The 19,891-nt window shown below is 45.2% G+C and carries 35 protein-coding genes; 34 read left to right on the plus strand and 1 reads right to left on the minus strand.

Annotation, left to right across the window (positions count from 1 at the left end; translation table 11 throughout):
- The first annotated feature begins 6 nt into the window (after positions 1-6).
- From ABC395_RS05670 to ABC395_RS05815, 30 genes are all read left to right on the plus strand, one after another.
- Positions 7-405, plus strand: a complete 399-nt coding sequence (locus ABC395_RS05670; RefSeq protein ID WP_413001395.1) for a LexA family protein — start codon at positions 7-9, stop codon at positions 403-405.
- Positions 402-605: a hypothetical protein gene (locus ABC395_RS05675; RefSeq protein ID WP_413001396.1), complete on the plus strand. Its 204-nt coding sequence runs from the start codon at positions 402-404 to the stop codon at positions 603-605. The genes ABC395_RS05670 and ABC395_RS05675 overlap by 4 nt, the downstream gene beginning before the upstream one ends.
- A 23-nt stretch (positions 606-628) precedes the next feature.
- Complete coding sequence (locus ABC395_RS05680; protein ID WP_413001398.1) at positions 629-910, plus strand: hypothetical protein; 282 nt, start codon at positions 629-631, stop codon at positions 908-910.
- 3 nt (positions 911-913) lie between these two features.
- Positions 914-1,147, plus strand: a complete 234-nt coding sequence (locus tag ABC395_RS05685; RefSeq protein ID WP_413001400.1) for a hypothetical protein — start codon at positions 914-916, stop codon at positions 1,145-1,147.
- 35 nt (positions 1,148-1,182) lie between these two features.
- Positions 1,183-1,362, plus strand: coding sequence for a hypothetical protein (locus tag ABC395_RS05690; protein ID WP_413001402.1), 180 nt, complete (start codon positions 1,183-1,185; stop codon positions 1,360-1,362).
- A gap of 71 nt (positions 1,363-1,433) precedes the next feature.
- Positions 1,434-2,348, plus strand: a complete 915-nt coding sequence (locus ABC395_RS05695) for a hypothetical protein (protein WP_413001404.1) — start codon at positions 1,434-1,436, stop codon at positions 2,346-2,348.
- A 41-nt stretch (positions 2,349-2,389) separates the two neighbouring features.
- Positions 2,390-2,512 carry a hypothetical protein gene (locus ABC395_RS05700; RefSeq protein WP_413006688.1) on the plus strand — a complete coding sequence of 41 codons (123 nt, stop codon included), beginning with the start codon at positions 2,390-2,392 and terminating at the stop codon, positions 2,510-2,512.
- Between the two features lie 26 nt (positions 2,513-2,538).
- Positions 2,539-2,865: a hypothetical protein gene (locus tag ABC395_RS05705; RefSeq protein ID WP_413001405.1), complete on the plus strand. Its 327-nt coding sequence runs from the start codon at positions 2,539-2,541 to the stop codon at positions 2,863-2,865.
- A 22-nt stretch (positions 2,866-2,887) separates the two neighbouring features.
- Positions 2,888-3,049, plus strand: coding sequence for a hypothetical protein (locus tag ABC395_RS05710; RefSeq protein ID WP_413001406.1), 162 nt, complete (start codon positions 2,888-2,890; stop codon positions 3,047-3,049).
- Positions 3,050-3,098: 49 nt separating this feature from the next.
- The gene (locus ABC395_RS05715) at positions 3,099-3,551 is read left to right on the plus strand and encodes a YopX family protein (protein WP_413001408.1); all 453 of its coding nucleotides are present in this window, start codon (positions 3,099-3,101) and stop codon (positions 3,549-3,551) included.
- A complete protein-coding gene (locus ABC395_RS05720) occupies positions 3,548-3,676 on the plus strand; it encodes a hypothetical protein (protein ID WP_413001410.1) in 129 nt (42 codons plus the stop codon). Before ABC395_RS05715 ends, ABC395_RS05720 begins: the two co-directional genes overlap by 4 nt.
- A complete protein-coding gene (locus tag ABC395_RS05725) occupies positions 3,673-4,011 on the plus strand; it encodes a DUF1064 domain-containing protein (protein WP_413001411.1) in 339 nt (112 codons plus the stop codon). The genes ABC395_RS05720 and ABC395_RS05725 overlap by 4 nt, the downstream gene beginning before the upstream one ends.
- 4 nt (positions 4,012-4,015) lie before the next feature.
- Entirely contained in the window at positions 4,016-4,189 is a 174-nt protein-coding gene (locus ABC395_RS05730; protein WP_413001413.1) for a hypothetical protein, read from the plus strand.
- A 120-nt stretch (positions 4,190-4,309) separates the two neighbouring features.
- Positions 4,310-5,149 (plus strand): hypothetical protein, encoded by an 840-nt coding sequence (locus ABC395_RS05735; RefSeq protein WP_413001414.1) that lies wholly within the window; start codon positions 4,310-4,312, stop codon positions 5,147-5,149.
- Between the two features lie 487 nt (positions 5,150-5,636).
- The gene (locus ABC395_RS05740; RefSeq protein ID WP_413001416.1) at positions 5,637-6,080 is read left to right on the plus strand and encodes a sigma factor-like helix-turn-helix DNA-binding protein; all 444 of its coding nucleotides are present in this window, start codon (positions 5,637-5,639) and stop codon (positions 6,078-6,080) included.
- 423 nt (positions 6,081-6,503) lie between these two features.
- Positions 6,504-6,782 (plus strand): hypothetical protein, encoded by a 279-nt coding sequence (locus ABC395_RS05745; protein ID WP_413001417.1) that lies wholly within the window; start codon positions 6,504-6,506, stop codon positions 6,780-6,782.
- Between the two features lie 178 nt (positions 6,783-6,960).
- Entirely contained in the window at positions 6,961-7,326 is a 366-nt protein-coding gene (locus ABC395_RS05750) for a terminase small subunit (RefSeq protein ID WP_413001419.1), read from the plus strand.
- The gene (locus ABC395_RS05755) at positions 7,323-8,630 is read left to right on the plus strand and encodes a PBSX family phage terminase large subunit (protein ID WP_413001420.1); all 1,308 of its coding nucleotides are present in this window, start codon (positions 7,323-7,325) and stop codon (positions 8,628-8,630) included. Before ABC395_RS05750 ends, ABC395_RS05755 begins: the two co-directional genes overlap by 4 nt.
- Positions 8,624-8,872, plus strand: a complete 249-nt coding sequence (locus ABC395_RS05760; protein WP_413001422.1) for a hypothetical protein — start codon at positions 8,624-8,626, stop codon at positions 8,870-8,872. The genes ABC395_RS05755 and ABC395_RS05760 overlap by 7 nt, the downstream gene beginning before the upstream one ends.
- Before the next feature lie 6 nt (positions 8,873-8,878).
- Positions 8,879-10,078: a hypothetical protein gene (locus ABC395_RS05765; RefSeq protein WP_413001424.1), complete on the plus strand. Its 1,200-nt coding sequence runs from the start codon at positions 8,879-8,881 to the stop codon at positions 10,076-10,078.
- Complete coding sequence (locus ABC395_RS05770; RefSeq protein ID WP_413001425.1) at positions 10,053-10,631, plus strand: hypothetical protein; 579 nt, start codon at positions 10,053-10,055, stop codon at positions 10,629-10,631. Before ABC395_RS05765 ends, ABC395_RS05770 begins: the two co-directional genes overlap by 26 nt.
- Positions 10,632-10,709: 78 nt before the next feature.
- Positions 10,710-11,498, plus strand: a complete 789-nt coding sequence (locus ABC395_RS05775; protein WP_413001427.1) for a hypothetical protein — start codon at positions 10,710-10,712, stop codon at positions 11,496-11,498.
- Positions 11,499-11,518: 20 nt separating this feature from the next.
- On the plus strand, positions 11,519-11,992 hold the full coding sequence (locus tag ABC395_RS05780) for a N4-gp56 family major capsid protein (protein WP_413001428.1): 474 nt from the start codon (positions 11,519-11,521) through the stop codon (positions 11,990-11,992).
- 22 nt (positions 11,993-12,014) lie between these two features.
- Positions 12,015-12,482, plus strand: a complete 468-nt coding sequence (locus ABC395_RS05785; RefSeq protein WP_413006689.1) for a N4-gp56 family major capsid protein — start codon at positions 12,015-12,017, stop codon at positions 12,480-12,482.
- Between the two features lie 17 nt (positions 12,483-12,499).
- Entirely contained in the window at positions 12,500-12,805 is a 306-nt protein-coding gene (locus ABC395_RS05790) for a hypothetical protein (RefSeq protein WP_413001430.1), read from the plus strand.
- A 54-nt stretch (positions 12,806-12,859) separates the two neighbouring features.
- Positions 12,860-13,441: a phage adaptor protein gene (locus tag ABC395_RS05795; RefSeq protein WP_413001431.1), complete on the plus strand. Its 582-nt coding sequence runs from the start codon at positions 12,860-12,862 to the stop codon at positions 13,439-13,441.
- The gene (locus ABC395_RS05800; RefSeq protein WP_413001433.1) at positions 13,441-14,850 is read left to right on the plus strand and encodes a glycosyl hydrolase family 28-related protein; all 1,410 of its coding nucleotides are present in this window, start codon (positions 13,441-13,443) and stop codon (positions 14,848-14,850) included. The genes ABC395_RS05795 and ABC395_RS05800 overlap by 1 nt, the downstream gene beginning before the upstream one ends.
- Before the next feature lie 8 nt (positions 14,851-14,858).
- Entirely contained in the window at positions 14,859-16,271 is a 1,413-nt protein-coding gene (locus ABC395_RS05805; RefSeq protein WP_413001435.1) for a hypothetical protein, read from the plus strand.
- 10 nt (positions 16,272-16,281) lie between these two features.
- A complete protein-coding gene (locus ABC395_RS05810) occupies positions 16,282-16,926 on the plus strand; it encodes a hypothetical protein (RefSeq protein ID WP_413001437.1) in 645 nt (214 codons plus the stop codon).
- Between the two features lie 53 nt (positions 16,927-16,979).
- Positions 16,980-17,534, plus strand: a complete 555-nt coding sequence (locus ABC395_RS05815) for a stalk domain-containing protein (RefSeq protein WP_413001439.1) — start codon at positions 16,980-16,982, stop codon at positions 17,532-17,534.
- 85 nt (positions 17,535-17,619) lie between these two features.
- Here ABC395_RS05815 and ABC395_RS05820 read toward each other — a convergent pair whose 3' ends face one another.
- Positions 17,620-17,985 carry a helix-turn-helix domain-containing protein gene (locus tag ABC395_RS05820; RefSeq protein WP_413001441.1) on the minus strand — a complete coding sequence of 122 codons (366 nt, stop codon included), beginning with the start codon at positions 17,983-17,985 and terminating at the stop codon, positions 17,620-17,622.
- Positions 17,986-18,082: 97 nt separating this feature from the next.
- Between ABC395_RS05820 and ABC395_RS05825 the strand changes: the two genes are divergently transcribed.
- The 4 genes from ABC395_RS05825 to ABC395_RS05840 all read left to right on the plus strand — a co-directional run bounded on the left by ABC395_RS05825 (position 18,083) and on the right by ABC395_RS05840 (position 19,759).
- Positions 18,083-18,277 (plus strand): helix-turn-helix domain-containing protein, encoded by a 195-nt coding sequence (locus ABC395_RS05825; protein WP_413001443.1) that lies wholly within the window; start codon positions 18,083-18,085, stop codon positions 18,275-18,277.
- Positions 18,278-18,467: 190 nt separating this feature from the next.
- Entirely contained in the window at positions 18,468-18,743 is a 276-nt protein-coding gene (locus ABC395_RS05830) for a hypothetical protein (RefSeq protein ID WP_413001445.1), read from the plus strand.
- Positions 18,740-19,549 carry a hypothetical protein gene (locus ABC395_RS05835; protein ID WP_413001447.1) on the plus strand — a complete coding sequence of 270 codons (810 nt, stop codon included), beginning with the start codon at positions 18,740-18,742 and terminating at the stop codon, positions 19,547-19,549. Before ABC395_RS05830 ends, ABC395_RS05835 begins: the two co-directional genes overlap by 4 nt.
- 69 nt (positions 19,550-19,618) lie before the next feature.
- Positions 19,619-19,759 (plus strand): hypothetical protein, encoded by a 141-nt coding sequence (locus tag ABC395_RS05840; RefSeq protein WP_413001448.1) that lies wholly within the window; start codon positions 19,619-19,621, stop codon positions 19,757-19,759.
- The last annotated feature ends 132 nt before the right edge of the window (positions 19,760-19,891 follow it).

Raw genomic sequence — 19,891 nt, forward strand, 5'->3', positions numbered from 1 at the left:
AATCCCATGATCAAACTTAGCGAACGTCAAATGATCGTATATCGCACTATCCAAGATGGCATGACCCGAGCGGAAATTAAGTCGAAGCACAAACTTTCATCCAGTGGTGTATCACAATCACTCGCCAAGCTTGAAATAAAGGGCCTTATAAGGCGTCATGACGACGGACAAACCTTCACAGTCAATGACCATACAAAAGCCGTCTACAAGGCAAATATGGGCGTCTGCGGGGAGCCTCTAAAGTTAAGAGAGGGGACGATTAGTCCGGATTTACATCGAGAGCTTGAAAAGAAGTATAAAACAACGCCCAGATCAAAACTGGCAAAGCAATTTAAAATCCCGAAATTTACACTTAACCAATGGGCAATTGAAAACGGATTTAACAGCAAGGAGGAGCTGGCATGAAGAAAGGATACCCTGGACGCTTTGCCAACGACCCTATATCCAAGACATCGCGTTTAACGCCCGTAAACGGTCCTGTAACGTCTTATGAGCTCTCGGATGAGGAATTGGAGCGTTACCGTAATTTAAAGCCTGAGACGGATAATTTAGGGCTTCCGTTGAGACGGACGATTAATCAAAACACAAGGCACAAAGGAGCCTAAACACCCACATGGAGGGAATATAGATGAACTTTAAAGTCGGAGATAAGGTAAAGTGGACCAGCCAGTCCTACGGAGTAACAAAGGAAAAGCGCGGCACGGTGCACGCGGTGATTAAGCCGAACGAAAACGCGATGAGCTACCTGCCCAGAGAAATGAAGCCGTCACAGCGTAAATTTGATACCTACTGGACTGTTTACACCCGTTATATCGTCGCCGTCCCGCGCGGCGGTAAATCGGTACTTACGGATTATTACTGCCCACGGCCGCCGGCGCTTGAAATTGACGATACCCACATGGAGGGATAAACAATGTCACCACATGAAATAGAGGTAGGCAAGACCTACCACAACGGTAAAGAAGAAGGTCGTTATAGGGCTTGGAAGGTGCTTGAAACTTATGTCGAGATGGTCGACTTATCAACGGGAAGAAAAAGAAATGATGGAGTGGTTATTAAATTCACGTGCGGGCCCTTAACAGATCATGTGGGTACGTTATCACTTGCAAGCTTGACACTGATGGCTAAAGGTGAAGTCACAGATTAATCCCCCTATAGGGCATCTAAAGGACGGTGTACGTGGTGAACAATGAAATCGAAACAATAAAAAACGAATGGCGGGAAGCCTATCGTAAGGCAAATGAAAAGGAACCTCCAGAAATATCTTATGAAAAGGGCTGGTTTACGATTCATAGGCGAAAGCATCGAAAAAAAGAAGTTTTGCAGTTTACCAAGACTCTTTTGGCTAGCTCAACAAACTAACACAGAAATACATGGGAGGGTTAAGAAGGCGAAAGATTGTAGTGGTAAAAAAGAGGGCGGTGTAGTGGTAAATGTACCTTAAAAAAACCTTGGTCCAGGGACGATTGTACTGGTCGATTGTTGAGTCATTTAGGGATGGAAATAAAGTTAAACAGCGGACCATCAAAAGCCTTGGAACAACGGAAAATGCTCACCTTCAACTTCGGAAGAACCCGAAATATGGAACTCTATATTCGAAAATTGCGGATCATATACGATGTGATGGTAAAGCACGCACTTTTGATTTCTACTTCGTCGTAACCGGTAAAAGCTCGGCAGAGTACGAGGTTATATCAGATGTTCGGCCACCCCAAGTACTGGTATCATATCACTATTTCAAAAACAAGCCATTAAAAGACTTTGTAGATCGCATCGGGTATAAGCCAAAAATAATACTCGATTCGGGAGCATATTCAGCTTTTACTCAAGGTAAAAACATAGCGTTATTGGATTATATGGCTTATATCCAAGATAACAGCACATATATCGACTATTACATTTCCTTGGATGTAATTGGAGATAGCGAATTTTCCTATCTCTACTACGTAATCATGAAGCAAAAAGGGTTAAATCCTGTTCCGGTTTATCATTATGGCGAAGATGAAAGCCATCTAGTTCGCTATATCGAGCGCGGGGAAACATACATTGCACTTGGTGGCACTGTGCCAATATCTGATAAACAAAAGGTTGCTGATTGGGTGCAATTGCTTTGCATAAAGTACCCGGATATTGATTTTCATTTGCTCGGGTCGAGTTCACCGAAGATCGTAGGCAAATGTAATCTGCGTAGCTGCGACAGCTCGACATGGATCATGCTGGCCCAGAATGGTCAACCGTCTCACATAAAGGGCACAACGCGCGAGGCTAAGATAAAACGTGCGAAGTGGCAAATGCACAACCTGATTAATCGTATGGACAAGGGGAATATATCGACATGTCGAGAGTGAGCATTTTATATCGGATTGATACGCTGCTATACGGGTGCAAAATGTGTCCTACTCGTCGAGATATGGCAAAGAAATATCCAGGTAGATTTGCTTTACAGGATGGACATTGTAATAAAAATTGCAAAGTAGGCGCGGAGCTTCAGGCGCTAGGAAGACGGCTTTAACACAGAAATACATGGGAGGGTTCTAGATGAACCGAATTGAAGAACTGAAAGATTTGCATATACAGTCGAAGCCGCAGCTCGAATTGTTTCTGAACAATGTTAAAGGCGCACTTGTCGGTGGATCATCGGAAAAACTTTATCGCATTGTCTATGGGATTAAAGATGTTGTCATAAGCTATGACTCTGTCATCGACGAACTTTTCGCAGAAATTGAACGGCTAGATGAACGGATTTTGGATTTGGAGGCAGTCGTACACGATGCGCTCTCAATCGCGGAAATGGAAAGACGGAACTTTTTAATGGAGCCGTGGGCCAGCCTGCAAGAAGCCGTTAAAAGTACCGATCAGGATTAAATCAACTAGGGGAGGAATAAACATGCGGAAAATCGTTTTTAACTGGTATCGCGGACCCGGGAACACGGTGCAGCAGGAGGTCGAGTTCGAGGATGGTACAAGTGAAGAGAAAATAAAGGAAAAGTTTAAAGAATGGGTATGGGAAATGATTGGAGAAGACTTCTGGTGGTCAGAAGAAAACTAAAGTCAACTAGGGGAGGAAATCCCTCCCCATATAGGAGGAATAAACAGATATGAGCAGACCGATTAAGTTCCGGGGCAAGCGAATAGATAACGGCGAGTGGGTGTACGGATATTATGTTAAAGGCGCAACTCGGCATTGTATTGTAGATAGCCTGGCAAATTTTCCGCGTTATGATGTTAATCCCGAAACAGTAGGCCAGTACACCGGCCTGCGGGATTCGAAGAGGACCGAAGAATATCCCGAGGGGCAAGAGATTTACGAGGGGGATATAGTGCGGTACCCGGATGCTTATGATAGGTCTTCAGAAAGCGGCTACGACTGGGAAGAGACGCTAAGTGTAGGTGTAATTGATTGGTACGACGAGGAAGCAAAATTCGATGTGACAAATCGCGAGGCCATCGGTCTTGAAGAATTTTGGGAAGAAATCGATCAGGCCGAAGTCATCGGCAACATACACGAACACCCTCACTTACTGGAGCAAAAGGAGAGTGCAGCAGAATGAGCAAAGGATCATATGCACACGGAAGCTTACCAGGACTAGCCGCGCTGGTTAGGCAGCTTGAGCAAGAACCAAAGGAGAAGAAAGAAGAGCAGAAGCCGGCTGAGCAAAAGGAGGAAGGTAAATGAGCAAATACAGAGCTAAACCCACAATGGTAGACGGCATAAGGTTCGACAGTAAGGCAGAGGCGCACTACTACCTTCTTCTCAAGAGCGAGAAAGAGAGGGGTAATATCATATCGATCGAATTACAGCCAGTGTTTGTGTTACAGGAGGGCTTTAAAAAGAACGGCAAGAAATACCGGCCCATTACCTACGTAGCCGACTTCCGCGTTACCTGGAAAGACGGCACGGAAGAGATCATCGATGTGAAGGGAAAACGGACAGAGGTATACGGCATCAAGCGCAAATGGTTTGAGCGAGTGTACATGAACCTAACGATAAAAGAAATCAAAGTGGGGTGAGCCTATGTCGATCAAGTGGAGAAAAGAAAATGTGACGATGTACATCGGAAAGGACGAAAAGACCGGAAAAGATGTCTACTATAACACCAAAAGGCCGCCAGGATATGTTGAGACCGAGGAAGAAAAGCCGGAACCAAAGGTGAAATGCTCACCAGGAAAAGTCAAACACAATATGTAGTAGTAATTTGGAGTAAATTGAAGAAAAACATGCTTTATGTTGTGTTTTCGGACTAATTATGTGGTATAATATACCTATAAATATGATCATATGATCAATTATTGATAACGGAGGCGTAACATGGATAAAACGAGCCTGCAGGCGGAACTGGAAAAGGTACAATCGGACTTGGCGAGCGAACGGCAACGCGGGGCATTGGCGGATACGGGGAAGATTCACGCGTTGGAGCAACGTGAAAATGAACTGATGGACCAGATTCAGAAGGCAGAGCATGAGCAACGTGTTGAAACAGCAGAAGAAGAAATCTCCTACCTGCTCGATACGATTAAAGCAGACGGCATGAGTATGCGTGACATGTGCCTAAGCGAGCCGCATTACCAAATTCTCCGAATTGAAGTACAGCGTCGATATGCCGACCAGGCTGCACGCTTTAGCGAAGAGATTGGCGAGCTGCAGAAAGCACATGCGGAAAAGCTCCGCGCAAGCGAAGAACGTGAACTTCAACTGCAAAGGCAGTTCGACTCCCTGCAGAATGAGCACAAACTCACATTGGAACAGCTCAACTCCGCTAAACTGGAACTCGCGGACATGCAGGCCAAACGTGACAACGCTTCTATGGCGCTAGAAGAGGCCAAGAAAGAGATTGAACGGTTGAATGGACATGTAGATGATCTGCGCAAGGAAATGGCTGTAGGCGCTCAAAATGCGTATAAGGTAATCGACACGGAAGAGCAGCAACGGCAGTACAAAGAAGCACTGATGAAGATTAAGGCAGAACGGCCGAAAATTTATGATATGCAGCCGCTGGACATCAAACAATCCCGGTTCAAGGCGAAACTGATTGATTCGGACGAAGAGATTGAATTCAGACTACCTAGAGCAAGGGAAGTACAACGTCATCGAAGATCAACAAGAGGTGCAGCGATTTCGCGAAGAGGCCCAACTTGCTCATGCGAATAGTACATTGGGCGATACCGGTGCTCCAGACAAGGAGGTAACTTTTCAAGTCCCCGCGTTACCAACCGTACAATTTGAAGTGGCTGATGGAGAGCAACACCGAGAAGTACAGACAGAAGACACTCCGTTTACAAGAGCGGAACTTGAAGAAAGGCTCCAACAATTCGCCGCCGAGCACGGCCTTGTAAAAGGGCACGTAGCGTGAAGATCACAGACAACGGCATAAACATCGAAGTCATCTGCGAATACGAGCAATATGACCGCGTAGAGGACGTGGCCAGGGGCATCCAATACATATCTTGGAAGATGATGTTGGGTGCTAAGTTGGTCAGTGTATTGAGACCGGAGGGACGATTCGAGTTTAAACTGATACAAAAGTAAAACGGCCGAAGGCCATCGAATCGACCGAATAACCCAGCGTAAGCGGGGGCCGAATACAAAGCCTCGTTATATAACATAGCGAGGCTATCTTTTACAAGGGGGTAAGGGCATGGACCAGAACAAAGTAACCGAGCTTCTTAAGAACTACCGTAGCTACCGATACGCTATATCTAACGGAGTAGCCTCTCACCAATCAGACGACACCACAGGCATGCCATTAGGTGGTGGGTATGGAAGCAGACCTCCGGCAGGATTTGGAGGCAGAGGAACGATTCTGAGTAGTCTGATGGACTATCAACGCTATAAGCTGGCGGTGACACTGATTGATGGAGCTGTGAGGGATGTACTCGATGATGAAGAACGTAATGTAATCGAGCTCAAGTACATGGAACGAAACACACTGACGTTGGCTTTAATTGCTGAGAAAAAAGGTCCGTGTGAAAAAACGGTGAGGAATATCCATAAGCGCGCCTTAAATAAACTGACCGTTGCCCTAAGATTTGTGGATACGCCGGAGATCATAAATCTTGATGAGGTTGTAGGATTTAAATAATAGGGCTATTCGTATTAAAAGGATTTTTATATAATTAGAATAAAATCATATAGGTAAAGGGTGATTAGTTATGGCAAGACCCTTAGAAGAAGCAGCTCAAAACTGCTTATCTGTGATGAAGGAACTCGACGTTCTGTCGTGGAAGTCTAGGAAAGAAACGGATAAAGTTAAAGAACGGAAACGCGTTCTTCTAAAGACGCTGCATGGTAATCTGGGTGAGTTAATAGAACTGATATAGATAATGACCGGAAATTTACCGTTTTTTTACCGCCAAATTACCGGAAGAACCTGCTATAGTTATACCATGGGAAAGTTAAAAGGCATGCCAACGTACCCACGATAGGGCGCATCCACTCCGGGAGCCGGACGTAGATAGCGCTCTTTTTCGATTCGTGATACGATCGGAACAAAGGAGGGGAAGTCGTGGACATTTTTGAGCTATTGGATAAGTTAGACGAATACTTACCTAAACAACAAGGAGAAAGTCATCGTGATATTAGGTTGTCTCGCGAGGATGTAATGGGTGATAAAGTATTAAAAGTTCGGATAACCATTTATACCAACATGGAACATGGAGGCTACTCGATCTATAAGCTATTGGAACCTATCGAAGATATGGTAAATCCATATGACTATATTGATTATCAGATGATGGAAATGTGTTGGAAAATAAAAGAGGATTTTAAAAAACTGTCACTCTAATGAGTGGCTTTTTTATTTAACCGAGGTGGTCATATGTGGGCAACAATGGATCAATTACTCTCAAATCCCGCATATGACTTTTTAGATCCACTCTGTATGATAGCCCTGGCCTGTATGTATGGGCTAAAGGCGATATGGTACACGGAGGATTATTATAACGATGATGGGAGGGATGAAGATGGCATTGACGGATAAGCAGAAGAAATTTATCAATGAATACCTCATTGACCTCAATGCCACTCAGGCGGCGATTAGGGCGGGATACAGTGCAAATACTGCATCAGAGACGGGGTATGAAAACCTCAGGAAACCTCAGATAGCCGATGAGATAGCAAAGAGGCAGCAGAAACACGCTGAGAAGTCTCAAATGACCGTAGAATGGGTTCTGCAACAGTACAAGGACATAATACTCAATACGAAGCAGACTGAGCCTAATACGGCCCGTGGAGCCCTTGATAGTGTGGCTAAACATTTGGGCATGTTTAAAGAACGAATCGAGCATAGTGGAAGCCTGGGCGTTACGATCGTAGATGATATCAAATGAGACTATCAGAGGTGATTGCGCCTTCCTTTCATGAAGTCCATAAAGATATCAAGGATGGAGGTCATACGCATTACTGGTTAGGCGGAGGACGGGGAAGTACCAAATCATCCTTTGTCGCGATAGAAATCATACTTGGTATCATGTCCGACCCGAACGCGAATGCAGTTGTGCTGCGGAAGGTCAAGGATACACTGAAAGAATCCGTATTTGAGCAACTTACATGGGCAATTGAAGCCCTTGGAGTGGAAGACTATTGGCATATCCCAGAGGCTAAGCTAGTTATCACCTATAAACCGACAGGACAAGAGATAAGGTTCAGAGGTGCGGACAAGCCCAAGAAGATCAAGTCCATGAAGTTCAGCCGTGGATACACGAAGTTCATTTGGTACGAGGAAGTAGACGAGTTTACCGGGATGGAAGAGGTTCGGATGATTAACCAGTCCCTTATGAGGGGCGGACCGAAGTTCACCGTGTTTTACTCCTACAACCCACCGAAGAGCGCGAATAACTGGGTTAATACTGAAGTGAAGATGACTCGTGATGATCGTAGGACGCACCACAGCACCTATTTAACGGTTCCGCGAGAATGGTTAGGGGAACAGTTCATTGTCGAGGCAGAACACCTTAAAGAGACCAAATTACAGTCCTACAAGCATGAATATTTAGGCGAGGTAACCGGTACAGGTGGAGAGGTGTTTGATAACGTTCAGATCAGGCGTATCAGTGACGAAGAGATTGAAGACTTCTACAACCTTCGCCGCGGCTTAGACTTTGGATACGCGATCGACCCGTTATCGTACACGGTCATGAACTACGATCGCAAGCATAAGCGACTTTATATCTTCCATGAGTTGTTTAAGACGGCAATGTCCAACTACGCTGCTTACCTCCATATAGCAAGCGAGAATAAACGTAACGAAGTCGTAAAAGCAGACTCGGCTGAGCCTAAGAGCATCAACGAGTTAATGCAGTACGGCTTATTTGTGCATCCAGTCAAAAAAGGACCGGATTCGGTTGAGTTCGGCATTAAGTTCTTGCAGAGTCTGGAGGCGATCATCATCGATGACAAGCGATGCCCAGAGACTGCGCGTGAATTCCTCACATATGAGCTTGATAAGGATGTACATGGCAATTTTAAAGCCAAGTTCCCGGACAAAAACAACCACTCCATCGACTCAGTACGTTATGCGATGGAAGACGATATGTGGGACTTCATGGAGCGCATGAAAGCGAGGAAGGCGCCGGAGGTACCATTCCCATTCCGGACAGAAGAACCAAGTGGAGGAGAGTATATGACATGGTAGTAGCGTTGGTTATAGTAAGCATCTGCATTCCCGTTACCGCATTGGTGATGGGATTTTTTGTACTCAAAGCTGTTCAGTTAGGTCTCCGCTGGCAGGTTGAGGTCAAGGAAGGCAAGGAGCCGACGATGGAGCCGGTAAAGGTCGAGGTGCCAAAGCCGTTTGAGTCCAAGCAAACGCCTGTTGAGATGACACCAGAAGTCATGGACGAATGGCTGAATGGACCCAAAGAAGAGAGGAGGTGACGAGCCGTGAAGGGTGACGATCTGTTAGCAGAAGGCAGTAAGGTGGAGCAAGAGTACAGCGAGGGCAAGCAGTATCATACCCGAATGGGATTTGCGACTAAGTGGCCGGAGTATGAACGTTTCAAGGCTAGCGATCAGTGGCCGGCGCCTACCAAGAGGACGCAGAACTTGCCTCGACCGGTGTTTAACATTATCAAGTATATCGAAAACCATAAGGTCTCTTCTGTAATGAATGAGAACGTGAGGATGCTTTACCGGGCTCAGGAGATGTCGTTGGAGTTTGATACCCCAGAAGACCGGATGAAAGCGGAAGTGGCTGAGAAAGCCGCTGACAGCTTTACGAGATACAGTGATACGACTTGGGAGAACATCAAGCAAGATGAGCTGAACGAAGAGGCTCTTGAGGTTGCGTCGAACGTTGGCACCGGTATATGGCATTATTTTTGGAACACTGATAAGCAAGGCGGAAGCATATCACCTTATGTTGGAGATATGGAGGGTGAGGTCCTTGATCCCATTAACGTATTCCTTGGTAACCCACAGAAACGGAACATCCAGAAGCAGCCGTACATTCTTATCAGTAGCCGTGAAATGGTTGACACAGTCAGGAAAGAAGCTAAAGCCAACGAAATACCTCCTCACCTCATTGAATTAATCAAGTCAGACAACGAGACGCGTAGTGAAGGGTACGACAGGGCGCAGGTTGAGTTAACTTCCAGCAATAAGGTGACGGTATTAACCAAGTATTGGCGTGAAAACGGACTGATTTACTTCGCGAAATACAGTTGCGGAGTGCCTATCAAGCGTAAAACGTCGACTGGAATGAAGCTTTATCCGATCGCCTGGATGCAATGGGAACGTCGGCGCAAATCGGCCTATGGTATTGGTGATACAGAGGGGCTCATTCCGAACCAAAAGGCAATTAACGTCATGATGGCGATGCAAATTTTGAGCACACAGCTAACCGGCTGGCCGAAACTGATCTATAAGACGAACGCGATTGATCCAAACAAGGTGACCAACACTCCTGGGGAAATGATTGAAGACAAGTCGCCTCCGGGAACTGGTGATGGAGTAAAGTACCTTGCGCCAGCAAGTACCAACACGATGGCAATGAATCTGGTTGATTCGTTTATCGACTACACCAAAACGCTCTCATCCGCACAGGATGCAGCTACAGGTGATGTATCAAGAGGTCAGACTTAACGCCTCAGCTATCATGCTCCTGCAGAAAGCCGCCGGCGTCCCTATCGAAAGCATTAAAAAGCGATTTTATCGAGCGATGGAGGACGTTGGACGTATATGGGAAGAGTTTTGGAAGGTTAAGTACAATATGGAGCGCCGTGTGACTGTTGAAGACGACGATGGGAATCCGGTTCCAATGGACTTTACTGGCTCAAATTACCGAGATGTTGAATTAAACCTCAAAATTGATATTGGTCCAAGCTCAAGTTACTCGGAAGAGTTGATGATGGCATCGCTTGATAAGTTATTTGATGGAGGGCACATCACGCTGACGGACTACTTAGATTTTGCACCAGGCAATGTAATCCCATTTAAGGACCGGTTGTTAAAACGGATCGAACAACGCGAGATGGAAGCGCAGATGATGCAGGAACAAGCACTCGCCAGCCTCACACCAGAGGATAGAGCAGCGTTTGATGCCCTGCCTCCAGAGCAACAGCAGCAGATGCTTGCTCAGCTCCAACAAGCACCTCCAATACAAGCTCCTGTCCCTATGGGTGCAGGGTTAACATAGATCGGGCCATTGGTGAGAATCCAGTGGCCTATTTTCATGCAAAAACAGCGCCTACCATAGCGCGAAAGGGGATTTACCATGGAAGAATTCGCCAACCATAGCGAAGCAGTTGAAACAGCAGCACCAGAAATGAACGTTGATACTACGCCGGAAACTTCGGCTCCCGATACTGCCACCATGCAGGAACAGCCGAAAGGTTACACGGTCAAGTACAACAAGGAAGAACGCTTCGTGCCGGATGATGAGGCGCCGAGTTGGATTCAGAAGGGTCTCAACTACGACAAGATACAGGAACGCGTTCAGCAGTATGAAACACAGGCTCAGATGGCCGAGAGGCTGATGAAGTTTCATGGGTTTGATGACTTCGAGGAATTCTCCGCAGCAATGGAACAGGCCGAACAGGAGCGCGTCATTCGTGAAGGTGCTCAAAAATTGGGCATGGATGAAGAGCTTTATCGTCAGCACCTAGCGCCAGTAAACGAGAAGCTCCAGAACTATGAGAAGGAATTGCAACAACTCCGTCAGCAAGAAGCTATGCGGCAAATTGAGGCTGAGACGAACCATTTAAAGTCGAAGTACTCTGATTTCGAACAACATGAGAATGAAATATTCCAGATGGTGATTAACGGCGAAGTAAAGTCGCTTGAACAAGCCTATAAGCTCGCTACGTACGAGCAACGCATCGCTGCTGCAACCAAGCAAGCGCAGCAGGAAACGATCAAAAACATCCAACAAAACAACGCATCGTCCACCGGCGCACTCGGCCAGGAAGGCTCGGAAGAGAAGTTTGGATACTCCAACATGTCTCGTGATGAAAAACGGAAACTGAGGGAACGAGTGAAGCGTGGCGAGGCCGTTGATCTATGACCACTAAGGAGAGATATTAAATGGCAACTAACGTACAAGGTTATAACGCAACAGCAGGGGTTAACGCCCTGACAGCGGAGCAAGCGGAATTTTATCAGGACGCGATGCTTGAGCGTCTGCTTCCAGACCTGGTCTATATGAAATATGGTAAGAAGCAGAATATTCCGAAGCACAAAGGGGCGACTACAAGCTGGAGACGTTTAAACTCTCTTGCTGTATCTACCACACAGATCACAGAGGGTGTAACACCTGATGGAATCGACCTTGTAATTACTAAAATCTTATCTACAGTGAAACAGTATGGGGCATGGGCCAAAATTTCAGATTGGATTAACACCGTAGGACTTGATCCTATGATGACTGAAACATCTGAACTTTTTGGTGAACATGCAGGTGAATCTATGGATACCTTGGTGCGTGATAATGTTGCAGCTGGAACAAATGTCGTTTATGCAAATACTAAAGCGACCAGAAACTTGTTGACTGCAGACTGATAAAATTAATGCACTAGATATCCTGCGTGTTCGCAGAGGGTTCAAACGGAGCAAAGTTAAGCCAGTTTCTTTGCCAGGCGGCGGAAAAGGGTGGATTGCATTTATTCACACCGATGTCGCGATGGATCTGATGCAAACACCTGAATGGATTAAAGCTAACAATGAAAATAACACCAAGAATTTCGCGGATGGTGTGATTGGTAAACTGTATGGTATTTACTTTATTGAGGTAGATAATGGAGTTAAATTTGCAGGATTGGGTGCCTCAGGCGCTGACGTATATGGTACGTTATTTATCGGAGAAGGTGCTTACGGTATTCCTGACATCGAGGGATCTTCAAAACCGGAAATTATTGTTCATACAGCGGGTTCCGCGGGGGCAGCAGATCCGCTGAACCAATTTAACACGGTGGCATGGAAGTGTGCGTTTGACACCGTTCGATTAAATGAGTTGTGCATTATTAGATACGAATCTGGAGCTACAGTATAATTTAAGGAGTGGTTATAATGGCGACTAAAAATGAAGAAAACAATGAAAAAAATCTTGAGGCACAGATTGCAAGGGAAGAAAAAACACTTAAACAACTCCTGGATGAAAGACCGAAGGTAAGTATTGAAATACCCGAAGATCCAAACAATCCTGATGACGTCGTCCCTGTAGGATGGAATGGAATTATCTATGCGATTCCTCGGGGTAAAAAGTTTGAAGTGCCAGATGTCATTTATGATATTTGGAGAGAAAGTCACGAAAATACGAAACAAGTAAACAAACGTATTCAACAAAGCACGCAAACAGAAATCAAAATCATGTAAACAAGGGTGAACTTCGGTTCACCTTTTTTCATTTTAAAATTCGGAGGTGGTGGTATGACACTGCAAGAGATTTTAAGCGAAATCATGGAACTTTATCCGCATGCGCTCACTCAAGACAGCGTAATCCGCAAAGTGAATGACATCCAGAACCGGTTGTACCGGACGTATTACACGCAAACATCGGTAACCGCGTTCGATATTATCGCCGACCTTCCGTTTTATCCGCTAGAATACAGCACTTCAAAGGTAGTAGACGTGGTGGTCAATGGCGTGGAATATCCGTACCTTGACGGCAAGGGAATTGGTTCGGGATGCTTCTACACGTTCACGGCGGATAACGCCATTGAACTTTACCCTGTGCCCGATAAGGACCAAGCCGGAGGACTTATGGTGTTTCATTACATCGAGCCAACACAGCTCACTACGGACAACCTAGCGCTATCTCCTGACTTTGACAAGGACTTTCACAAACTCTTGATCTATGGAGCTTGTGTGGAGATTGCGGAGGGCATGCGTGATATCGACTTCGCTAACGCTTTTACAGCCAAATACAATGGGCTCTTACAAGAATTCAATCAAGCCAAACGTGTTCCGGACTATCCAATAATTGAAATGGTGTATGGGGGGTTGTTGTAATGGCCCAGGTAAGTGAGTTAAAGGCGGAACAGTATGTAAATGCAGCAGTAAACCGTAAGGTCTGGGACGCTGTTATGTATAACGTGGCAACTGAGGGAATCTATCCGGGAAAAGACGTAACTCAGAAGCTTCAAGCGCTTATAAACAAAGCGATCGCAGAAGACAGGAAAGCAATCTTTTTCCCGCATGGACAGTATTACGTCACCTCCCTCGTTAACGCTGACAAAGTTTCCTTTATCGGTGACAATGCCTCATTCATTGGAGGTTACACCGGTGTCATTCAGCAACTGGGCGATTACTCAAAAGACTATCTCCGGCGTAACGAACTATTCTTCAACGTTAGGGACTTCGGCGCTGTAGGTGACGGGATCGCCGATGACAGTACGGCTATCCAAAATTGCGTGAATGCAGCTTATGCTCATAGCGGATCGGTGTACTTTCCGGGAGGGGTTTATAAAATCACGAAAACTATTCTGTTTGACCAAACGTCCTTGGTGGACTCGAATGACAGGCGCCGGCCAAATATCAAAGGCGAGGGATCGGCACAAACTCGAATTGTATTTCTTGGGTTGTCTGGCCCAGCATTCCACATCAAGGGAGGAACAAGCGGCGAAGGTCACCATTCCTACCAGAATGTTTCGGGATTCTTTTTGGTGGGAAACAACGTGGCAGGCACAACAGGTATGTATTCGCAAAATACAGCTTTCCTGCACTCGCAAGACATCCGGATATCGGGCTTTGATTATGGCATCTATTGTGATGACATCGAGCATTCCCGTTTTGAGAATGTGAGCTTACGATTCAACCAGAAGGGCATCTTTGCGCGACAGAATCCGGCATTTTACCCCGTTAGCACGTATCCCAACAACATATCATTTGCAAGCTGCCACATTGGCTCAAACGCCGAATATGGCGGTTGGTTTATTGGCCCGACTACAGTCAATTTTAGTGGTGGATCCATTGAAGCCAACGGAATCACTGGGACAACCGGTGTCAACCACGGACTACGCTTTGAAGACTCTGGTTACCAAGGTGGGGTCGGCTGCATTCTTACCGGCGTCTACTTTGAGCAAAACAAAGGAATTGCTGATGTATTTATTTTTACAAGTACGTCAGCTATTAACCCATTGAATTCTTGTACTTATCTCATACAAGGCTGCTCTTTTAGTCGAATCAGCTCCACAAACTTTGTATCGCATAATATTTGGGCGCATTTTGCAGCGAATGGCGGACAACAAATGTTGAATGTGATTGGTTGCGGCTTTAAACGCTTTAACGGTTATACGGCCGACGCATCGAGAACCTATATCTACTTTGATGGGTTGCCAATGTCCAGCTCAAATCGCTTTTTCGCCGGAAATATGTTTATGGATGCGGTTGAGGCGGTACCTCAATTGACCCAGCCTTGAGGTGACATATGAGACCATTACCTCCTGTACGTAATAAGCCGGCCATTATTCAACGTGAATTTAAAGGGGAGAGCCGGTTGGACGCTCTCTCGATTGCTCCGGCATTCGCCACGGAGACGAAAAATTTTACCTCGGCAGCATATCCGGCCTTGTCGGTGCGTCCGGGGTTTTCAGATTTGCACAGTCCTAGCAGTTCAAGGGTTCTCGGCCTTGGGGTATGGAAGGACAAAGAACTCCATGCGGTATTCGGGGATGGAACTTGGTGGAGATATCGAGATGGTGCGTGGACTAAGCTCACATCTGGGTTAGACACATCGGCCACTTGGTCATTTACCAACGTTAAAGCAAATCTCTCAGATATTAACCTCGTCGGAACAAACGGTAAAGATGGTGTACGAGCCTATAACGGATCCACAGTAACCAGTATCGGAAACCCGGTGGCTGGCTTAAATTTGATCGAGCAGTATTACGATCGTTTATGGGCCGCGGTAAACAATACGCTGCATGCTACGGCCGGAGGAAGCGCGGATAAGTGGCAGACGTTCAACGGGGACGACGAGGATTCCTACTTCATTGGCATTGATACACCGGACGGCGAAACAATCACCGCTGTAAAGGCAGGTATCGGTCACGTGACGATCTTTAAACAATCCAGCATGCACGAGATGTTTGGCGCGATGGTCTCCACGTTCCGCGTGCAGCCGGTCACATACGACATTGGCGCCATCAATAACCGTTGCGTGGTCACCATTGGAGGCATCATGTACATTCTGGACCGAAATGGCATCTACGAGTACATGGGTGGCGCTGTGCCGAGTAAGCAGTTCTCCATACCAGTACAGTGGTACGTGGATAATATAAATCCAGAAACGCGGGACAAGTGTTCAGTTGGGACGAATGGTCAGAAGCTTTATGTGTCCTTGCCGATCGGAAACAGCTTACTTCCCAATGTCATCTTGGAGTATGACCCATCAAAGGGAACATGGTATACATGGAAGGACATTCAGCCCAATTGTTTTGCCAGTGTAGGCAATGACCTGTATTTCGGCGATAACAATGGACGTATATGGAAACTTGGTGGAGCGACAGACGGTAACTCTCCTGTGACCTCTGTATGGGTTTCTAAGGCGTTTACTGCTCAGTCAATGTCTCAGACGATCCGATGGCTGAAAGCCTGGATAACGGCAACTATACCCGCGGGAAGCTCAATGAACGTGTACATGAGCAAGCAAGTGACAGGTGACGATGATTGGACGATCGTACAGTCCATTCCAGCGACGACAGTCATCAGCAGCCGACCGATCTACATCCGGTCAAATGTGGCCGTAAATGCGCGATACATACGGCTTAAGATCGAGTGTACAGGACCGGTCACGATCCATGAAATTGCAAGAGAAGAGGATTATTTACCATTGAGATAGGAGGGATACTGTGGCAGATTTAAACCTTCCCCGCGTTGAACAAGGAATGACGGTGGAGCAGCTTGGACAAATCGTTGGCCGCGTGATTAAGGAACTGAATTACCTGATGGACGGTATGTTAGGCAACGAGAACATTCGGGTGAAGTCAATTCAAGCCGAACGGATCGATGTAAATAAACTATCCGCAATATCTGCAGACCTGGGGCACATTACCGCGGGACTGATCGAGGCGATTAAGATGGTTGGTAGTACAATTATTGGGTCGTACATTGCGACTTCGGAGAATACATTCCCGAGGATCGAGTTCAGTTCGGCAGGCACGTTGCTTAAGGCTTCTACTACTGCAAACAACTTTATGAAAATTGATCCAGCTTTTTATCAGAGTCCGTCACTAGAGTGGTCATATCCGGGCAGCAGGGTATCTATGGGTATATATCAGAATAGATTTCTTATTAACGCTGAATCTGGTGATATTCAAATTGGATCATCATTGGGTGATTTATATTTAACAGCATCCACCGGATATGTTAGAGTGGCTAACTGGAGTAAACTGATGAGTAGCAATGGTAGGACATTGCAGAACGAACTCGACTCTTTGTCGGCAAGAATTTCTGCTTTAGAATCTCGACCGTATTACCCTCCTCCATCTACCTAATTGCTTCCACCATATGGTAGAATGTACACAAAACATATGGCTGGAGGATGGACATGAAAAAAGTTCTATTGGGTTTTATTCTGGGTGTTGGGCTTACTATATCTGCTACTGCATTCGCTGACGACGTTATAAATCAGGTGACTGCATACCTAAGGCCGGATTTTCCGGTTAAGGTTGACGGGAAAGATGCCAATTTAAAGAATCCGGTCCTTATTTATGAAGGATCATCTTACCTACCCGTTAAGGAAACGGCTCGTCTTGTTGGTAAAGAAGCCGTTTGGAATGAAAAAACAAGCACCATTGATATAGTAGATCAGTCAGTCACTGTACCTAATAACGACAAGGAGGTAAAACCTGTGCCTTCTCAAACGCCACAACCTACCACGGCACCGCAAGAGCCTGTTCAACCAACCTTGGACAGAGAAACAATCGAACGTCAGATAAATGAAAAGAAGATGGATATTGGATTAATGGAAAGGGCTATTAAAAGAGAAGAGATTTACATTTCTGAGAATCCATCCGTAGGAACTGTTGAACTTGATAAGTATAAAAAAGCTCTGGAGAATTTCAAAGAAGAACTCTCCAGACTCGAAAACCTACTTCAATAACAAAAAGAGCTCTCACCAGGTGGTGGGGGCTCTATTAATGCAATGCACTGACCGTAAAGTTTACGACTACTTTATAAGTTTATAGTTATTCTGCCTCAGGGCCATAAGTTTGAATGAGCTCGTCGCGAATGCGATCTAAATCCTTCAATAATTTGGCTGCTTTTAACCGTTGTAAGTCTGTTGTGGCAGTTCTTGAAAGTTCATTGGCAATTTCATATCCTCCAGCCAAGGTGATTTTTTCCCATGAGGCGGGTTGATCCAGGCCTAATATATAATCTACTGAACAATCACACTCTTCGCTTAATTTAATTAACAGATCGATACTAGGGGTACGTCTATTTGTTTCGAGACTCCTTAGGTAATCTAAAGAAATATCAATCTTTTTTGCGAAATCAGTTTGGTTGAGTCTCAATTTTATTCTTTGTTCTTTTATACGACTTCCGATAGACATTGAATCAACTCCAGTTATATGTTGACATGTACTATCTGTACATGTACAATTTGAACATGTACAGATAGTACATTATTGTTCGAGGAGGAGGTGTAGCATGAACGAAAAATTAAAACAACTCAGAAAAGAAAAAGGATGGTCTCAAATGGAAACTGCCATCAAGTTAGGGATTTCTATTGATTACTTAAGATCACTAGAAATCGGCAGGAAGACACCTAGCTTGAAGCTTCTAAGAAAAATAGCTAATACGTATGGATGTGGAACTATTGATGAATTATTACATGCATCTTAAAACGAAAACACCTTCCCATGTCTTGGCGGACAGAAGGTGTTCATCTAAAAAGGAAGTAAGTGTTCCTTCACGACTATTATAACCAGATGTTGATGTAAATAAAAGTGTTTACTTCTTTACATCTTTACTTCTAGTGATGACTAGTAGTCAAGAACACTTACCTTCCTTCATCTTGAGGAGGAAGATTTGAGTGAGTCATATACCCGAAGAGAGCATCATGCTACGTATCGAAGAAGTCTCTAACGAGAACATTCATCACCCAATCATCGGAGAATACTTAGATGAGTTTAACGACAAGTTAGTCCATTTAGTGAGTAAACTCCCGAACGACCTGCAAGACTTTGTTCTTGATCTTGAAGTGTTAATGAGTCACTTGTGCTTACTTAGTGAAGACTTGGCGTATAGGAAAGGTCTCAATGATGGATTGAATGTTCAAAAATTATTTAGAGGAGGATTCGTAGCATGAAGAAAAGTGATGCGCTGATTGAAAGCAAGGTTCTGAGGGAAACGGTTGCCGATCGTGTAGAGGTCTTGGAAAAGGTAAAAAAATTGATAATGTTGCCGGATGATCTTCATTCTAGTATTGATATGGCTTTAGAGTATTTCGAAGTGAAAAAAGAAGCGTTAAAGTCTTGCATTAAAGATCACAGGTTGGAACTTGAGAGTGATGGACTAAGGGTTCTGGCAGGAGATGAACTGAGGTCCTTGAAGGACCTGGGTGTAACTGGAAAAAATACTGTATCCTTTACTATCATTCCTCGGAGAGCATTACTGAGGATTGGTATGCTACTTCGTGATAGTGCAGTAGCCCAGAAAATTCGCGACTATCTTCTTGAGGTAGAAGGGGGAACCCGGCCAAAGAATAACGACCTCGAACTTAAGCGCAAGAATATCGAAGTCAAACTCCTGAATGCTAAAGTCAGACAAAGCAACACAGCACTCAAGATAGCTGAGAAGGTGTCTATGCTCGGAGTGTCTCAAGAATCTTTGGTGCAGCTCTATAGCTTTGCGGCAAACGTGCTCACTGATCGAGTGATGTTGCCTCCACCAGAAGTGGACAAGACTTACACGGCTACGGAGATTGGTAATGAGCTTGGACTATCGAGCAACAAGATTGGTCGCCTAGCCAATGAGCACAATCTCAAGACAGCCGAGTATGGAATTACTGTCTTGGATAAGTCACGCAGCTCAGACAAGCAAGTACCGAGTTTCAGATACAACGAAGCTGGAAGAAAGAAGCTCATTGAGTTAGTCAGCCAGAAACAAGCATAGTGATGGGATAAGTGAAAGGGATGGTCCTTGTGACTCGTCCCTTTTTACATTGAAAGGAGGTGTTGTTAGGTGGAAGAAAAGCTTGAACAGATTATTGTGTTGCTTAATCGAATCGAGGAAAAAATAGAACGAATCGAAAATAAAACGCAGATCTTATATCAGCAAACCGTTGATTTCATTAAAGATTTTGACACTTCGAAAATGCAATGAAATTCACCATATGGTGGGCTTTTATTATGCAATCCATTCTAGATATTGTAAAAAATAATTTACATGTGATAAAATAAAGTCAACAGGTGAAAATTAAAGTAAGACGGGGTGCTAGCCCGTCGGCAACAAGAG

Origin of the sequence: Paenibacillus canaveralius, assembly GCF_047238265.1 — a bacterium.
Taxonomy (GTDB): Bacteria; Bacillota; Bacilli; order Paenibacillales; family NBRC-103111; genus Paenibacillus_F.

What these genes read in the sequence shown, in the direction of transcription:
- ABC395_RS05670 (WP_413001395.1), top strand. Translation starts at nt 7, where the DNA reads ATGATCAAACTTAGCGAACGTCAAATGATCGTATATCGCACTATCCAA.
- ABC395_RS05675 (WP_413001396.1), top strand. Translation starts at nt 402, where the DNA reads ATGAAGAAAGGATACCCTGGACGCTTTGCCAACGACCCTATATCCAAG.
- ABC395_RS05680 (WP_413001398.1), top strand. Translation starts at nt 629, where the DNA reads ATGAACTTTAAAGTCGGAGATAAGGTAAAGTGGACCAGCCAGTCCTAC.
- ABC395_RS05685 (WP_413001400.1), top strand. Translation starts at nt 914, where the DNA reads ATGTCACCACATGAAATAGAGGTAGGCAAGACCTACCACAACGGTAAA.
- ABC395_RS05695 (WP_413001404.1), top strand. Translation starts at nt 1,434, where the DNA reads ATGTACCTTAAAAAAACCTTGGTCCAGGGACGATTGTACTGGTCGATT.
- ABC395_RS05700 (WP_413006688.1), top strand. Translation starts at nt 2,390, where the DNA reads ATGTGTCCTACTCGTCGAGATATGGCAAAGAAATATCCAGGTAGATTT.
- ABC395_RS05705 (WP_413001405.1), top strand. Translation starts at nt 2,539, where the DNA reads ATGAACCGAATTGAAGAACTGAAAGATTTGCATATACAGTCGAAGCCG.
- ABC395_RS05710 (WP_413001406.1), top strand. Translation starts at nt 2,888, where the DNA reads ATGCGGAAAATCGTTTTTAACTGGTATCGCGGACCCGGGAACACGGTG.
- ABC395_RS05715 (WP_413001408.1), top strand. Translation starts at nt 3,099, where the DNA reads ATGAGCAGACCGATTAAGTTCCGGGGCAAGCGAATAGATAACGGCGAG.
- ABC395_RS05720 (WP_413001410.1), top strand. Translation starts at nt 3,548, where the DNA reads ATGAGCAAAGGATCATATGCACACGGAAGCTTACCAGGACTAGCCGCG.
- ABC395_RS05725 (WP_413001411.1), top strand. Translation starts at nt 3,673, where the DNA reads ATGAGCAAATACAGAGCTAAACCCACAATGGTAGACGGCATAAGGTTC.
- ABC395_RS05730 (WP_413001413.1), top strand. Translation starts at nt 4,016, where the DNA reads ATGTCGATCAAGTGGAGAAAAGAAAATGTGACGATGTACATCGGAAAG.
- ABC395_RS05735 (WP_413001414.1), top strand. Translation starts at nt 4,310, where the DNA reads ATGGATAAAACGAGCCTGCAGGCGGAACTGGAAAAGGTACAATCGGAC.
- ABC395_RS05740 (WP_413001416.1), top strand. Translation starts at nt 5,637, where the DNA reads ATGGACCAGAACAAAGTAACCGAGCTTCTTAAGAACTACCGTAGCTAC.
- ABC395_RS05750 (WP_413001419.1), top strand. Translation starts at nt 6,961, where the DNA reads ATGGCATTGACGGATAAGCAGAAGAAATTTATCAATGAATACCTCATT.
- ABC395_RS05755 (WP_413001420.1), top strand. Translation starts at nt 7,323, where the DNA reads ATGAGACTATCAGAGGTGATTGCGCCTTCCTTTCATGAAGTCCATAAA.
- ABC395_RS05760 (WP_413001422.1), top strand. Translation starts at nt 8,624, where the DNA reads ATGGTAGTAGCGTTGGTTATAGTAAGCATCTGCATTCCCGTTACCGCA.
- ABC395_RS05775 (WP_413001427.1), top strand. Translation starts at nt 10,710, where the DNA reads ATGGAAGAATTCGCCAACCATAGCGAAGCAGTTGAAACAGCAGCACCA.
- ABC395_RS05780 (WP_413001428.1), top strand. Translation starts at nt 11,519, where the DNA reads ATGGCAACTAACGTACAAGGTTATAACGCAACAGCAGGGGTTAACGCC.
- ABC395_RS05790 (WP_413001430.1), top strand. Translation starts at nt 12,500, where the DNA reads ATGGCGACTAAAAATGAAGAAAACAATGAAAAAAATCTTGAGGCACAG.
- ABC395_RS05795 (WP_413001431.1), top strand. Translation starts at nt 12,860, where the DNA reads ATGACACTGCAAGAGATTTTAAGCGAAATCATGGAACTTTATCCGCAT.
- ABC395_RS05800 (WP_413001433.1), top strand. Translation starts at nt 13,441, where the DNA reads ATGGCCCAGGTAAGTGAGTTAAAGGCGGAACAGTATGTAAATGCAGCA.
- ABC395_RS05805 (WP_413001435.1), top strand. Translation starts at nt 14,859, where the DNA reads ATGAGACCATTACCTCCTGTACGTAATAAGCCGGCCATTATTCAACGT.
- ABC395_RS05815 (WP_413001439.1), top strand. Translation starts at nt 16,980, where the DNA reads ATGAAAAAAGTTCTATTGGGTTTTATTCTGGGTGTTGGGCTTACTATA.
- ABC395_RS05820 (WP_413001441.1), bottom strand. Translation starts at nt 17,985, where the DNA reads ATGTCTATCGGAAGTCGTATAAAAGAACAAAGAATAAAATTGAGACTC.
- ABC395_RS05825 (WP_413001443.1), top strand. Translation starts at nt 18,083, where the DNA reads ATGAACGAAAAATTAAAACAACTCAGAAAAGAAAAAGGATGGTCTCAA.
- ABC395_RS05835 (WP_413001447.1), top strand. Translation starts at nt 18,740, where the DNA reads ATGAAGAAAAGTGATGCGCTGATTGAAAGCAAGGTTCTGAGGGAAACG.